General features: G+C 40.3%; 14 protein-coding genes and 1 other RNA gene. 8 read left to right on the top strand and 7 right to left on the bottom strand.

Annotation, left to right across the window (positions count from 1 at the left end):
* The first annotated feature begins 44 nt into the window (after positions 1-44).
* On the top strand, positions 45-1349 hold the full coding sequence (locus IGI69_RS11525) for a PTS sugar transporter subunit IIC (protein WP_438740888.1): 1305 nt from the start codon (positions 45-47) through the stop codon (positions 1347-1349).
* 14 nt (positions 1350-1363) lie between these two features.
* Positions 1364-2779: a glycoside hydrolase family 1 protein gene (locus IGI69_RS11520; RefSeq protein WP_010749710.1), complete on the top strand. Its 1416-nt coding sequence runs from the start codon at positions 1364-1366 to the stop codon at positions 2777-2779.
* Between the two features lie 53 nt (positions 2780-2832).
* Here the strand turns inward: IGI69_RS11520 and IGI69_RS11515 are convergent, their stop codons facing one another.
* From IGI69_RS11515 to IGI69_RS11505, 3 genes are all read right to left on the bottom strand, one after another.
* Positions 2833-3933, bottom strand: a complete 1101-nt coding sequence (locus tag IGI69_RS11515) for a mandelate racemase/muconate lactonizing enzyme family protein (protein WP_438740886.1) — start codon at positions 3931-3933, stop codon at positions 2833-2835.
* Between the two features lie 508 nt (positions 3934-4441).
* Positions 4442-4810 (bottom strand): ACT domain-containing protein, encoded by a 369-nt coding sequence (locus IGI69_RS11510; protein WP_438740884.1) that lies wholly within the window; start codon positions 4808-4810, stop codon positions 4442-4444.
* Between the two features lie 147 nt (positions 4811-4957).
* Positions 4958-5257: a hypothetical protein gene (locus IGI69_RS11505; RefSeq protein ID WP_438740882.1), complete on the bottom strand. Its 300-nt coding sequence runs from the start codon at positions 5255-5257 to the stop codon at positions 4958-4960.
* A gap of 115 nt (positions 5258-5372) precedes the next feature.
* Between IGI69_RS11505 and IGI69_RS11500 the strand changes: the two genes are divergently transcribed.
* From IGI69_RS11500 to IGI69_RS11490, 3 genes are all read left to right on the top strand, one after another.
* On the top strand, positions 5373-5588 hold the full coding sequence (locus tag IGI69_RS11500) for a helix-turn-helix domain-containing protein (RefSeq protein WP_074933564.1): 216 nt from the start codon (positions 5373-5375) through the stop codon (positions 5586-5588).
* Between the two features lie 1014 nt (positions 5589-6602).
* Positions 6603-6848: a nitrogenase subunit molybdenum-iron protein alpha gene (locus IGI69_RS11495; protein WP_074536011.1), complete on the top strand. Its 246-nt coding sequence runs from the start codon at positions 6603-6605 to the stop codon at positions 6846-6848.
* Positions 6849-6926: 78 nt separating this feature from the next.
* A complete protein-coding gene (locus tag IGI69_RS11490; RefSeq protein ID WP_438740879.1) occupies positions 6927-7079 on the top strand; it encodes a 3-oxoacid CoA-transferase in 153 nt (50 codons plus the stop codon).
* Positions 7080-7446: 367 nt separating this feature from the next.
* Here IGI69_RS11490 and ssrA read toward each other — a convergent pair.
* Positions 7447-7810, bottom strand: a transfer-messenger RNA (tmRNA) gene (gene ssrA, locus IGI69_RS11485).
* Positions 7811-7872: 62 nt separating this feature from the next.
* Positions 7873-8643: a Cof-type HAD-IIB family hydrolase gene (locus IGI69_RS11480; protein ID WP_438740877.1), complete on the bottom strand. Its 771-nt coding sequence runs from the start codon at positions 8641-8643 to the stop codon at positions 7873-7875.
* Between the two features lie 145 nt (positions 8644-8788).
* On the opposite strand from IGI69_RS11480, the gene IGI69_RS11475 reads away from it, so the two are divergent.
* The 3 genes from IGI69_RS11475 to IGI69_RS11465 are packed head-to-tail and all read left to right on the top strand — an operon-like array spanning position 8789 to position 11293.
* Positions 8789-9139 carry an SdpI family protein gene (locus IGI69_RS11475; RefSeq protein ID WP_005237201.1) on the top strand — a complete coding sequence of 117 codons (351 nt, stop codon included), beginning with the start codon at positions 8789-8791 and terminating at the stop codon, positions 9137-9139.
* A complete protein-coding gene (locus tag IGI69_RS11470) occupies positions 9120-9833 on the top strand; it encodes a response regulator transcription factor (RefSeq protein WP_005237200.1) in 714 nt (237 codons plus the stop codon). The genes IGI69_RS11475 and IGI69_RS11470 overlap by 20 nt, the downstream gene beginning before the upstream one ends.
* Complete coding sequence (locus IGI69_RS11465; RefSeq protein ID WP_087664373.1) at positions 9833-11293, top strand: sensor histidine kinase; 1461 nt, start codon at positions 9833-9835, stop codon at positions 11291-11293. The genes IGI69_RS11470 and IGI69_RS11465 overlap by 1 nt, the downstream gene beginning before the upstream one ends.
* Positions 11294-11413: 120 nt before the next feature.
* On the opposite strand, the gene IGI69_RS11460 is transcribed toward IGI69_RS11465, so the two are convergent.
* A complete protein-coding gene (locus IGI69_RS11460) occupies positions 11414-11887 on the bottom strand; it encodes a hypothetical protein (RefSeq protein WP_005237198.1) in 474 nt (157 codons plus the stop codon).
* A complete protein-coding gene (locus tag IGI69_RS11455) occupies positions 11866-12603 on the bottom strand; it encodes a hypothetical protein (protein WP_244733309.1) in 738 nt (245 codons plus the stop codon). Before IGI69_RS11455 ends, IGI69_RS11460 begins: the two co-directional genes overlap by 22 nt.
* Positions 12604-12656: the final 53 nt, after the last annotated feature.

The following is a 12656-nucleotide window of genomic DNA, read 5'->3' as shown; positions in this document are numbered from 1 at the left end:
TCGTTTTCTAACAATTGAAGAATAGGGGTATAGGAGGGAGTTTTATGCAAGGATTTATGGATCGACTCGCTGACGTTTTAGGAAAGTTTGCCAATAGGATCAATAATTTACGCTACATCATGGTCATTAAAAATGCCTTTGCTGCTTTGATTCCAGTAATCATTACAGGAGCGTTTGGTACATTGTTTTCAGCAATGGTTTTTGATGCTGAAAATGGATTGGCACAAATCGAGGCACTGCGCTTTTTAGAAAGTTTAAAACCGATCTCATCTGCGGTCAGTTATGTGACGTTGAGTTTCTTAACGATCTATGCAGTGTTTCTGATTGGGATTGAGCTAGCAAAATTAAATAAGATTTCTGGGGTCTTTCCAGGAATCATCGCAGTGATGTCTTATCTTTCTGTTAATCCAATGATCTTTGAATTTTTGCACGAAGATGCGACGGTGGTTGCCGAAAACGTGCTGGCTAAGCAATATACTGACACGAAAGGCCTATTTTTAGGCATGTTCGTTGCGATCGTTTCCATCGAGCTTTATGCGTGGTTAGGAAGACAAAAACGGCTGCAGATCACGATGCCTGATAGTGTTCCTGGGAATGTTTCGGCAAGTTTTTCGGCATTGTTTCCAACGATTTTCACCGTGACCATCATCGCCACCGCTGGTTTTGCTATCAAAGCACTTACAGGGATGTATGCTTACGATATCATCTACAATGTCGTCCAACGACCACTGGAAGGGATCGTCCAAGGATTACCAGGTATCTTGTTGTTGATGTTTATCGCACAAGTTTTTTGGGTCATCGGGATTCATGGGAACCAGATGGTCAAACCCATTCGCGAACCATTGTTGCTGGCAGCGATCGCTGTCAATACGGAAGCTTTTGAAGCTGGAAAAGAAGTACCCAATATTATTACGATGCCGTTTTGGGATATGTATATGAGTATGGGCGGCTCTGGGGTTACGATTGGGTTGCTGATTGCGATTTTGTTCGTCGGCAAGCGGGAGGACATGCGCCAAATCACTAAATTGTCATTAGCACCTGGGATTTTCAATATCAATGAGCCAGTGATCTTCGGCATGCCAATTATGTTGAATCCCATTTTGGCGATTCCCTTTATCCTGACACCATTAGTAACAGGAACGATTGGGTACGTGGCCACAAGCCTAGGCTTTGCCGCTAAAGCAGTGGTAATGGTCCCATGGCCGATGCCACCGATCGTCAATGCTTATCTAGCTACTGCTGGGGATATCGGGGCTGTGATCACGCAAGTTATCTGTATTGTCGTGGCGATTTTGATCTATCTACCTTTTGTTTTGGTAATGAATCGTACGACCAATGAAGTTGCATAAAGGAGTTTTAAAAAATGGTAAAAATACCTGAAACATTTATTTTAGGGGCTGCTTCGTCTGCTTGGCAGACAGAAGGCTGGCAAGGAAAGAAAGAAGGGCAAGATTCGTATCTCGACCGCTGGTACAAAGAAGAACGCTTTGTCTGGCATAATGGCTACGGGCCGGCTGTTGCGACGAATTTTATGGAAAAGTTTTCAGAGGATGTTGAACTGATGCAGGAGGTTCATTTGACCCATTACCGAACATCGATCAACTGGGCGCGCTTCTTTACCGACCATGAACAGCTGATCGTTGATGAAGATTACGCTGCTCATATCGATCAGCTTATCGACCAATTGCTTGCGGCTGGGGTCGAACCGATGCTTTGTTTGGAACATTATGAACTGCCAGCTAGTTTGATGGATGCCTATGATGGCTGGAGCTCGCGGAAAGTGGTCGATCTATATACTCGTTATGCCGAAATCGCCTTCGAGCGTTACGGTGATCGAGTCAAACAGTGGTTTACCTTCAATGAGCCGATCGTTATTCAGACTCGTTGCTATCTCGATGCGATCCGCTGGCCCCATGAGCAAAACACAAAAAAATGGATGCTTTGGAACTATCACAAAGTATTGGCGTCCGCCCAAGCGGTGGCTGTCTATCATGAAAAGGGCTACGAGGGGCGCATCGGTTGTGTGCTAAATCCAGAAATGGTTTACGCACGCTCTTCCTCACCAGAGGATCAAAACGCGCAAAAAATGTACGATCTTTTTTTCAACCGAATCTTTTTTGATCCAATGGTTAAGGGGCATTATCCAGATGAACTTATCACGCTTTGCCAAACCTATGACATCTACTTTGATCCTACAGAAGAAGATTTGGAAACGATCCGCACCCATACGGTGGATTTCTTAGGTGTCAATCAGTACTACCCGAAACGCGTGCGGGCACCACGATATCAATGGCATTCGGATACACCATTTCATCCAGAAATGTTTTATGAGACCTTTGATTTGCCAGGAAAACAAATGAATAACTCCCGTGGCTGGGAAATCTATCCGAAGGTCATGTACGATATGGCTAATTATCTTAAAGAAAATTATGGCAATATTCCATGGCTGATCACTGAAAATGGTATGGGGCGGGAAAATGAAGAACAGTATATGGATGCCACAGGTCAAGTCCAAGATGATTATCGGATTCAGTTTATTACCGAACATCTTTACTGGCTGCTAAAAGCCGTCGAGGAAGGCGCCAACTGCGAAGGCTATATGCTTTGGGCATTTACCGATTGTGTTTCACCTATGAATGCGTTCAAAAATCGCTATGGTCTCGTACGAATCGAGCTAAATGAAGAACGGACTCGGTCATTAAAAAAATCAGCCGCTTGGTATCGTTCCCTGATTGATGAACGGTGGCTTCCATTTGAAGAAAAACCATTGATTCTGTAATAAAAACCCACGTTGATTTCCTCATCCTAAAGGAAATCAGCGTGGGTTTTCAGTTAAAAGGGTTGTTTATGAGGAGCAAGTTTCTCCCAGTCAAAGGTGACGCCAATCCCTGGTTCTTCTGGGGCAATCGCACAGCCATCGGATGGATCGATCACTAACGGTCTCGTGGTGTATTGATCGATTGGGAAACTGTGCATTTCGAGATACCCAGCATTAGGCATCGCTGCCAGTAGACTAACGTGCAATTCTTGCATGCCATGTGTAGAAACAGATAAGTTACTAGTTTGTGTTAAGGCAGCAATTTTCAACCAGCCGGTGATCCCACCGCAATTGGAAGCGTCGGGTTGCGGAAAATCGACATTACCATATTTGATCATATGAGCAAATTCGATAGGGGTGCGCAAGTTTTCTCCGCCTGCCACCGCAATTTGCCCTTCTTTAGCGATACGAGCGTAGCCTTCGTAATCTTCGGGGATCGTTGGTTCTTCAAGGAACAAAATGTCATAAGGCGCCATCAGTTTGGCGGCTTTGATCGCTTTTTCAACAGACCAGCTCATGTTGGCATCCACCATAAAGACAACATCGGGACCAATCAATTCTCTGACCGCTTTTATTCGAGCAATATCTTCGGCAAGTGTTTTTTGTCCCAATTTGATTTTGACCGCTTTTAATCCCATGTCTAAATATTTTTGATTATTGGCTAAGAGTTTTTCAAGAGGAAAGTTTAGATCAATCGCACCACCATAGCATTTTACTTTGTTGCTTGCGCCGCCTAAAAGTTTGTAGAGGGGTTCTTGTGCTTTTTTCGCACGTAAGTCCCACAAGGCGATATCACAAGCCGCAATGGCGAAACTTGCTAAACCGCCTCTGGCAACATAGTGGATTCCCCAGTTCATCTGATCCCACAAGGCTTCCACACATGCTGGATCTTTCCCTAAAAGGATCGCTTTTAGTTCTTTATCGATCAGTTTGGCGATCGATTCGCCACCGAAGCCACCAGTATACGTATAGCCGACCCCTTCACGTCCATCATCAGTAACGATCTTGACGATAGGCACTTCAAAGTGGGTGTGTAAGCCATGCTTCGCATCTCCCATGATTTCTGGAAGAGGTATCCGATAATACGCTGTTTGTACATCTGTAATTTTTGCCATTAAAAATCCTCCTCAAATTAATGTTCACGTGTGCATTTTAATGTTAACGTTTGCATAACCATGGTAGCATGGGAAGGCGAGATTGACAAGGCTGAATTTCCTCAAATTCAAAACTTTAAAAGAAGGAGGATCGCTATCGAAGGGATCGCATCTCATCAACTGATGCTTCATGGAACCATTTAGAATATAAATAGATATAGGGAATATTAGCTAGAAATGAAGTGAAACCCCTATAAATTGTCACAAAATAGCATTTTGTTTATTTTTAAAGCATGGTTATTGAATAAAAATCATTTTTGTATTATGATTATCTTAACAACGAGCAATGAAGAGTACTGGGGCAAATGAAAGCTTGGGGAAGTCTTTTATTTGGGATACCTAGTACTCTTATCTTTGTTAAACGACAAGTGAAATACAAAAGAGCGACTGAACTTCTTTGGTTCAGTCGTTCTTTTGTATTTCAAAAAGCGAGCGAGAGTAACTTGTCGTAAGGAAGAACAAGTTTTTCTCAATTGACAAAGGAATAATCATTGGCGGTTAAAACAGTACGAGCTTGTTCTACCTGATGCTCCTTGATTAAAATATAATCAGTATTGAAGGTAGAAACAGCAAAAATACTGATTGACTCCTCGGCTAGAAGGGAAGAGATTTTTGCAATAATGCCAATTAAGCTAAAATCCAGCACACCAATTATTTTCATCGCTTTCCATCCATCTTCTCTGTTTATCGTTTCAGAAGGGACGTTGGTAGTCGGCAATACCAAAGAAAGTTCTTCTGAGGTCTGGGCAAAAAATAGAGGGACGATCTTCAGCATCGAAGGATCGATATTCTTTACTTGGATGACAGCAAACGAGGGTTCTAATAAGGTCAATTTCATTTAATCACGTCCTACGTTTGATGCTTTCATCATATCAAATGGGAAGAACGATGGGAACAAGCTATTTAACATTTTCAATTTTAACCCAAAATAGCAAAGGGAACGATAGTCTATAGCTTGATAGGAGCTTAACCTATCGTTCTTGTATTAAACTTTTCTTCGCGTTTTTAACTCACCAATCTGACGTTCCATTTTTTCGAGGGAGCTACCAAAGTCTGTGAGAAAGACATGAAATAATAAGGAGCAGGCATGATAATCTCGGATGATTTTCTGCTTATTAGCTGGTCTTTTTTTGTCACTGAAAAATTTTTCTAATACACAGAGTGGTTCTTGCCAAGATTTCAATTGCTCCAAAGTATCTCCTAAACCATATATGTCCTGGTAGCTAATTTCTTTTACCGGCTGCTTATTACTCGTCTTAATGCCAATCTTTTCTATTTCTTTCAAAGTAACGCCTCCATTCTGTTTTTATTGGTGCTCTTATAGACACCACCTTCGGTTCTATTTTACTATATGATGTCCTTATGAACAACATCTGCTTGCAGAAAAAGGTGGCTAATACATGAACAGAAAAATAGAAATAGGCTTAAAAGAGCTTGTAAAAAGCCGAGGAATTTCTCTAAGAGAGTTAGCACGCTTATCTGATATTGAACCTTCGATTATTAATAAGCTGGCAAATGGCAAACGAGAAAAAGTTTATCTTCAACATATTGAAAGAATCGCTAATGCATTAGAAATTGACGATATTTCAGAAATTATCAGACTCACAAAAAAGTAACTTTTGAAAAGTAGGACAAGACAAAAAGAGAACACTTAGAATAGCAACACTGTACAACGTGCCTACTCTAAGGTTCTCTTTATTTTTATATTCTTTTGAGAGGGAAGAAGACGACTAAGAAGGATCGTTAACCATCAAGACCGCATCACCTCAAGCAGTAAGTATATACAATAGATGAATAACAGAACATCAAGTATAATAATGATGAGTTTTGGGAATAGATAAACTTAAAGTGTAACAATAGAGGAATACTTTCTCTATGAATAAATTTTATAGCAATTATGCCATTAGTTTAGATACAAAGCTGATGGTATCTATGTTCAGAAATAGTCAGAATAGAAAATCACCGACACGATGCTGCATAATAGCTTTTTGAAAACTCTGCAAGGTATTATCAAAAAAAAATCTTATAGCTTATACCAATTAAGGAATACTGGTCCATGTTATTTGATTATTGAAATTGGAACAAAATTTTTAGGAGTAACGTCTTTTAGAAAAGCGATAGAGCCAGAGCAACAAATAGATATAAAATCCAAATATCCAAAATAATTTCTCACCTAACGTTGGTGTTTTTGGGGAGAAGGGGAGTATAGATGTTGGAATTGTGGGAATATGTTGGAAAGACCGTTAAACTCAAACATATTAGTGGTAAGAAAATTACTGGGAAAGTTATTGACTGGACTGATGGGTATACCTCTGTTTCTTGAGAAGAAGAAATATCAATTGGATCCGCAATCTATGCTGAATCAGATTTGAAATCAATCGAGTTAATAGAAGATAAATAGCACTCAATCATAAATCAATGGTTGAGTACTATTATTGTACATAAAATTATGGTGGACAGAGGAATGGAACATAAATCACTAATTGTTTGATTGGAAGAAAAATTGATACTGAGGATCATAAAGAGAAGAAGGAACATGCTAAATTTTAAGAAGACCTTACAAGATTCAAGGAGAAGGTAAAGAACGCTTTGTAATATTTTGATAAACTTTAGTCAAGGAGGTGTGATGAATGGATAAATTTTTCAATTTTATTAAAAAAGGACTTTCCGAAGAAATCAATTTTTTTATGTTTTCCATAGATTTGGAACATTATTTAGTCGATCACTACGAGGAAATGTATACCGAAAACAAGGAAGCTACATTGTACCTGAATGATTTACTTCCTGATGAGGCTGAGAAAATGGAACCTGGAATGAATCCAGATAGTTTTTGTGAACGAGTAAAGGAAATTGTAGAGAAATCGAAAACACTTTAATTAGCACTTTTTTTACTGAGGCAGAGTCATATCAAGCCAGCAACGAACTATCATAGATTGCTGATGATCAAGCAGATTATGAAACTTACATCAAGCTTTGATGAAAAGAAACATCTTCAAAAAATTTCATGCGATGAGGCAGGGAAAATAACTATTGTGGAAGCAAAGAAAGCCGTTGAGAACACAAAACAGGAGTGGAAAAAAAGTGTATCTAAAGATACTAAGGAGTAAAAAGCCTTAAATCAAAAATAGAGTAAAAAAATCAGCCCAAGAAAAACTCGCAAAAAAGAGATTCGTATACAATTTGGTGAGAAGGTACGCCATTGAAGAGCATTGATTGCTTAAAAAAGCATCTGACTTCACTTGAACAATTAATTTAGGTTCAATCGGTATAAGAAATACAATCTAAGAAAAGCGAGGAAAAGCACATCGATGCGAAGATAAAATTTGACCACCATTTGACTACCAAATGACTACCAAATAAGAAAAACTACGAAAAACATTGCGAATCCGAAAATACAAAAAAAGTGTTCAAAACCTCTTTAAATCAAGGCTTTGAACACTTAGGAAAAACTACGAAAATCTAATCGATTTTTCTTTATGGAGATGGCGGGAGTCGAACCCGCGTCCAAACATATTGCTACCTAAAAATCTACGCTCATAGTCAACTCATTTGAAGGTTCGCTTTACAGCTTGCCGAGTGACAGGCAGTCTGTATCGCTAGTCTGATGATCTCTTTTTTATCTTACAGACGGAAAGATAAAACGTATCCCACTTAGAATAGGACCCTTACTCGAGCACATGGGCGATGCCGAGAGGATCTACGCTAACTGTTTTTAGGCAGCTAAAGCGTAAGAGTTTTCGTTTTTAGCAGTTATATTTAACTGTAACGTTTTAACGTAGACGTAACCTACGAAGCGCAATTCAGGCTCAACTATGCCTGTCGAATCCGTAACATCCCCTTGATAAAAGGGGTATCGCTACCATTCATTAGTATACCATAGTTTTGCCTGTATGCAAAGAATCAGATTAAGTCAAAGTGTTTCAGGGCGTGCACGATCCCGCCTTCGGTATTTTTCAGGGTCACGAAGTCTGCCAACTCTTTCAACTCTTGAATTCCATTTCCCATTGCAATTTTGTGGTCGCAGGCTTCTAAAAGAGCGAAGTCGTTGCTGCCGTCACCAAAGCCGAAGGTAGGTACATCTTCTAGACCCAACAATTCTACCAAGGTTTTTACGCCCGTCCCTTTAGAGGTGCCAGATTTTACGACATCGATGGAAAAGGGGGTATTACGATAAAAAGTTAATTCTGGAAAACGCTCATGATAATAAGCATCGTTGCCGACACCTAAAACCAACAACATATTGGTCCGATCTTTTTCATAATGCAGAGGATCGATTTCTGGTAAAGGGCTGCGGACATAGTTGTACGCACCAATCATTTCCTCGGTATGTCCAGTCGCCCAATAGCCTTTCTCATTGTAATAGCACAGTTCATCGCCATTGTCTTTGACTGCTTGGAACATCCGTGCGCAAAGTTCAGGTTCAAGGGTATCGGAAAAAACTTCTTTGCCGTCAATACGGATAAACGCCCCGTTCATGACGATGTTCGAGGTGATCCCAGCTGCTTCACGAATGGCGGTAACTTCAGGTTCGGTTCTTCCTGTTGCAATGATCGGCAGTACTTGGTTTTTTCGCAACATCGCCATCGCTTCAGCGATTTCGGATGTGATTTGCGAGTGTTCATCTAAAAGCGTACCGTCAAGATCAAAAAAAGTTAATGCTTTATAGGTCATGTATCTTACTCCTAAGGTTTATAGTCATCGTCCACTCACAATCTTATCAAAGATTGAAAAAAAGGCAAACCTTTATGAATAATCGGTGAAGTTGTTGGTAGAAGAAAGAAATTCGAGTATACTATAGGAAGAATGGAGTGAAACGATGATTTTTTTAGTAATTGGCAGCATTTTTTTCTTGATTGGTCTCACTTTTTTTCTTTTTCCATCAAAAAAAATGAACCTTATTTATGGATACCGTTCCTATCTAGCAAAACAAAATGAACGCAATTGGCGACAGGCCCAAAAACTATCTGCCCGATTCTTTCTGCTTTTTGGCGGAATCATGGCGCTCATTGGGTTTGTCTTGAAATGGCAAGAATGGACCAATTTTTTTCTAGTTGAAATGATCGTGATCCCTTGGTTCATCGTGCCGATCTTTGGCCTGATCGAAGAAAATCTGCAACGATTTGATAAAGAACATAGAGGTGAAGAAAATGAATATATTAATGATTGAAGACAATGAATCTGTTTCTGAAATGATGCAAATGTTTTTCTTGAATGAAGGATGGGAAGCAGTATTTAAATACGATGGCAAAGAAGGACTAGAGGCCTTTGCTGCTGAACCAGACAAGTGGGATATGATCACCCTTGACTTGAATCTTCCTTCCATGGACGGCATGATGGTGGCGCGCGAAATTCGTAAAATCTCTAGTACAGTTCCTATTATTATGTTGACGGCTCGTGATTCGGAAAGCGACCAAGTCATCGGGTTAGAGATGGGGGCGGACGACTATGTGACGAAACCCTTTAGTCCATTGACCTTGATTGCACGGATCAAGGCATTACACCGCCGCAGTGAATTGGTTGAAAAAACAACACCTGAAGCTTCCGATGCCACCTTTGATATAGTCACCGATCATTTCAAAATGAACACAAAAACAAGGGAAGCCTATTTAAATGGTAAACCCATCGATGGGTTGACGCCGAAAGAATTTGATTTGCTTTATACGTTAGCGAAAAAACCGCGACAAGTGTTTTCGAGAGAACAGCTGTTAGAACTGGTTTGGGATTACCAATACTTTGGCGATGAACGGACCGTTGATGCACACATCAAAAAACTAAGACAAAAAATTGAAAAAGTGGGGCCACAGATCATTCAAACTGTTTGGGGCGTTGGGTACAAATTTGATGATGCGGGTGCTGCTTAATGCGCTACCTGTATCAACAGCTGATTGCATTTTTTGTGGTGATCTTCGTGATCTTGATGACGATTGGTATTGCGTTTACTCAAATGACACGCCAAACGTTACAAGAACGAAATTATGAGCAGTTAATGGGGTATGCTTCGTCGGTCGCGACGATTTCGCAAATCAGTGATTCAGAATATTTACAGCAAAATATGACCCGGGATGGCTATCTACAGTATTCCTTGCGTTTGGCTGAGAATATTTTGAGCAACCAAGATATCTCCTTTGCTTTCTTTAAAAGTCCTGATGACATTATTTATCCACTAGATACCGCTCATGCTGTTGATTTTCCGATCTCTGAAAAAGACTGGCAATCCTTAGAAAATGGGGCGCGTCTACAACTGACCTCCGCCACAAATTTATACGGGGAAAAAGAACTGACTTCCTATGTGTTGATACCTTTTTCTGTCAATCGCACGGATTTTTACGGTGTAATGGTGGTTTCGCAATCGGCAAGCAGTATTTTGAATCTTGTCAGTGCCTTTAATCAAAACTTGTTTAAAGTTTGTTTGATTTCGATCGTTGTCTCATTATTGATCAGTTACCTTTTCGCTACGTTCCAAGTAAGGCGGATCAATCGAATGAAACGGGCAACCAAAGAAATTACTAATGGCAATTTTGATATTTTCTTGCCGGTGCATAATCGGGATGAATTTGATGAATTAGCCGAAGATTTTAATTTAATGACGAAATCCTTGAAAGAATCTCAAGAAGAAATTGAACGGCAAGAAGAACGTCGTCGGCAATTTATGGCCGATGCTTCTCATGAGATGCGTACGCCTCTGACGACCATCAATGGTTTATTGGAAGGGTTAGAGTACAACGCGATTCCTGAAAATCAAAAGGACAATGCGATCCGCTTGATGAAAAATGAAACCAATCGCTTGATTCGTCTTGTCAACGAAAACCTTGACTACGAAAAAATCCGAACCAACCAAATCTCGATGGTCATCAAAAAATTCGATGCAACGCAAACCATCAAAAATCTGTTGACGCAACTGGAGAGCAAGGCAGAAATTGCCAAAGATGTGTTGATTTTAGAAACAACAGAGCCAATCGATGTCTACGCGGATTATGATCGTTTCGTCCAGATCATGGTCAATATTTTACAAAATGCGATCCAGTTTACGGAAGAAGGAGAAATCCGAGTTCGAATCGAAAAAGGTTACTTGGAAACGATCATCGAAATCAGTGATACGGGAATCGGCATGTCTGAAGAACAAGTCAAAAATATTTGGGATCGTTACTACAAAGTTGATCCTTCCCGTAAAAACCGTCAATTTGGTGAATCTGGTCTGGGACTATCGATCGTTGAACAACTCGTACGCCTGCACAAAGGAAAGATCAGTGTAGAAAGTGAACTTGGCAAAGGCACGACCTTTAAAATCTCTTTTCCAGATATCGACTTAAATGAAGAATAAGGAATCGACCGGCAGCAATTCGCTTAGCCGGTCGTTTTTTTTTGCGGTTCATTGGCAGCAGCCCTCATACAAAAAGACTTGCTTTTGCAAGCAAGCCTTTTTGTATGAGGGCTATGTAAACTATAGATAAGTGGTATAGGGCGTATGGGCAAAGCATTCGTCTTCATGGATCAAATAGATGGCAACAGCAAATTGTTCGGCGATTTCTTGGCACAAAGGCAGCAGGATTTGGACCTCTTCTGTTGTTAACGTGCTCAAGACATTTTCGATTAAAAGGGTTTCTCTTTCTGAAAGTAACGCTAAGAGCAGCTGAATTTTGATCTCCTCAAAGGGGCCTAATTCTGTCCGCTCTTTTTTCAAAGCCGATAAGGGAAGCTGAACATAAGGCAGAACACCCTCTAAATCGCCCCCTTTTTTATTTGCAAGAGATACATTGTCCATGACGGATAAAAAGGGAACGGAAGGCCATTGAGCACGAATCAAGATGGCTTTTTTTTGTGAAAGCAGCAAACTTAATTCAGAAGTTTTTGTTTCATTGTCTTTCGAAACATAATAGAAACCAATTGGTTTCGTTAGCTGAGTTGGTTTTTCCATTGTTTTTTCCTCCAATACAGACTATGTCCGCTGGCAATCAAACCAGTAAAACTGGTAACAGCGGCAAGTAAGACGACAAGTGTGTGGCGTGTGCTTTCAAATAAAATAGCAAGCCAAGTGGTGCTGTTCAAATCGACATTTTGGACCAGAATTTGACTATTCTGCGGAATCGTAATGGCGAATTCTTGTCCAGGAAGACTTTGTACAGCCTCCCAAAAGTTATCAGAAGCACGCTCTCGATCAAGGGCAATGATATGCCCACTAAGTAATTCCCGCTGGAAATAAGGCTGGAAGAGTAGCAATAAGACAAAGGCGATCACAGCGGCTGCTAAGAGCGGCAAGAGCATTTCAATGATCTGCATCGCTACCCATTGTCTGGTGGTGGCGCCACTTGCTAACCAAGCTGTGTATTCCGAGCGTTTATATAATTGATAGTAAACTTGAAAGCCAATAAAGACCACTGTAAAGGCACTAAAAATTAAATAGAACAGTTGATGATAGATTGTCGTGACTGGTTGGATCTCTTCGGCTACTTTCGTTTGCAGATCTTCTGTCGCCAAGAGATCTCTTGTTTGAGCGATCACTTGATCCATCGAATAGATCAAGGCAAACGTCACGATCAAGCCAATCACGGCAAAGAAGGATACAAGCGTATAAAGCACCATGGCTTTTTTATGATAAAAAATGCTGGCAATCGCAAAATGTATAGTTTTCATCTAAGTCACCTCATCCTAGTACATAGTATAAAAGGGGAGTTTGAATAAAGTAT

This window comes from Enterococcus sp. DIV1083b, assembly GCF_051713705.1.
Taxonomy (GTDB): domain Bacteria; phylum Bacillota; class Bacilli; order Lactobacillales; family Enterococcaceae; genus Enterococcus_D; species Enterococcus_D casseliflavus.
Note: the sequence above shows the minus strand (reverse complement) of the source record. Positions and strands in the feature narration are given on the sequence as shown.

Excerpts from the sequence above, each read along its gene's own strand:
- IGI69_RS11465 (WP_087664373.1), top strand. The coding sequence starts at position 9,833 with ATGCGCTACCTGTATCAACAGCTGATTGCATTTTTTGTGGTGATCTTC.
- IGI69_RS11520 (WP_010749710.1), top strand. The coding sequence starts at position 1,364 with ATGGTAAAAATACCTGAAACATTTATTTTAGGGGCTGCTTCGTCTGCT.
- IGI69_RS11490 (WP_438740879.1), top strand. The coding sequence starts at position 6,927 with ATGAAACTTACATCAAGCTTTGATGAAAAGAAACATCTTCAAAAAATT.
- IGI69_RS11525 (WP_438740888.1), top strand. The coding sequence starts at position 45 with ATGCAAGGATTTATGGATCGACTCGCTGACGTTTTAGGAAAGTTTGCC.
- IGI69_RS11515 (WP_438740886.1), bottom strand. The coding sequence starts at position 3,933 with ATGGCAAAAATTACAGATGTACAAACAGCGTATTATCGGATACCTCTT.
- IGI69_RS11510 (WP_438740884.1), bottom strand. The coding sequence starts at position 4,810 with ATGAAATTGACCTTATTAGAACCCTCGTTTGCTGTCATCCAAGTAAAG.
- IGI69_RS11495 (WP_074536011.1), top strand. The coding sequence starts at position 6,603 with ATGGATAAATTTTTCAATTTTATTAAAAAAGGACTTTCCGAAGAAATC.
- IGI69_RS11500 (WP_074933564.1), top strand. The coding sequence starts at position 5,373 with ATGAACAGAAAAATAGAAATAGGCTTAAAAGAGCTTGTAAAAAGCCGA.
- IGI69_RS11480 (WP_438740877.1), bottom strand. The coding sequence starts at position 8,643 with ATGACCTATAAAGCATTAACTTTTTTTGATCTTGACGGTACGCTTTTA.
- IGI69_RS11460 (WP_005237198.1), bottom strand. The coding sequence starts at position 11,887 with ATGGAAAAACCAACTCAGCTAACGAAACCAATTGGTTTCTATTATGTT.
- IGI69_RS11475 (WP_005237201.1), top strand. The coding sequence starts at position 8,789 with ATGATTTTTTTAGTAATTGGCAGCATTTTTTTCTTGATTGGTCTCACT.
- IGI69_RS11470 (WP_005237200.1), top strand. The coding sequence starts at position 9,120 with ATGAATATATTAATGATTGAAGACAATGAATCTGTTTCTGAAATGATG.
- IGI69_RS11455 (WP_244733309.1), bottom strand. The coding sequence starts at position 12,603 with ATGAAAACTATACATTTTGCGATTGCCAGCATTTTTTATCATAAAAAA.